Consider the following 1,058-nt stretch of genomic DNA (forward strand, 5'->3'; position numbering starts at 1 on the left):
CTGCAGTCCGACTTCGCCCAGGTGCTCGCCGCCGCCCACCGCGTGTTCGACGTGCTCTCCGCCGAGGAGGTCGTGGCGGCCGGCTTCCGCACGGTCTCGGTGCTCGGCTTCTCCCAGGGCATGGCCATGGCGACGACGGTCCTGCGTCTGCGCCCCGAGGCGTTCACCTGCGGTGTGGGCCTGAGCGGCTTCGCTGTCGACAACGAGCTGCTGGCCATGCTCGACTCCCCGGCCGAGGGACCGGGCCCGCGCCCGTTCTTCTGGGGCCGGGACGCCGAGGATCCCGTGATCCATCCGGACGCCGTCGCCCACACCCGCGCGTGGGCCGAGGAGCACACCCGCCTGACCGTGCGCACCTACCCCGGGATCCTGCACGGGACCGGCCCCGACGAGGTCCGTGACGTGCGCATCTTCCTCGAGCACTCCCTGCGCGCGGCGACGCCCGGGTCCTGACCGCGGGGGTCGCGCGCCGATACTGTGGCGCGCATGGCAAAGAACTCGACGATCGGCCGGTACGCGTCCGGGAAGGTGAAGGACTTCGGGCTGAAGTCGGCACTCGATGAGAACGGCGAGCCCACGGAGGGCTTCGAGAAGGCCCTCTCCACGGTGTTGGCGGTCCAGCGCCCCCTGGTCCTGAAGAACATCCAGCGCATGGCGGCGAAGCACCCGGGGGAGAGCCCGGAGCGTCTCGCCGAGCGGCTCGGGCAGCAGTACCTGACCACCGTCACGGGGGCCGGTGCCGCCGTGGGCGGCACCGCGATCGTCCCGGGCATCGGCACCGTGGCCGCGCTCGGCCTGTCCGGTGCCGCGGTCGCCGGCTTCATGGAGGCCACCGCCCTCTACGCGCAGTCCCTCGCCGAGCTGCACGGCATCACCACGCAGGACCCGCAGCGCGCCCAGGCCCTCGTCATGGGCCTCATGCTCGGCGACGACGCCAAGGAGCTGCTCCGCGAGGCCGCCGCCAAGGCCGGCCGTCCCTACGACCCGCAGTCCAGCCTCAACGCGCTCGCGGGCACCGCATCGGGCACCGGCATCAGCGCGTTCGTGGTGGATCGCCT

Annotated in this window: 2 pseudogenes; both read left to right on the top strand. The window is 72.8% G+C overall.

From position 1 onward, the window contains the following. Positions 1 to 453: pseudogene (locus AB0L75_RS44550) on the top strand (hypothetical protein); the annotation flags it as partial. A 33-nt stretch (positions 454 to 486) separates the two neighbouring features. Next, positions 487 to 1,058: pseudogene (locus tag AB0L75_RS44555) on the top strand (hypothetical protein); the annotation flags it as partial.

This window comes from Streptomyces sp. NPDC052101 (assembly GCF_040680235.1).
Classification (GTDB): domain Bacteria; phylum Actinomycetota; class Actinomycetes; order Streptomycetales; family Streptomycetaceae; genus Streptomyces.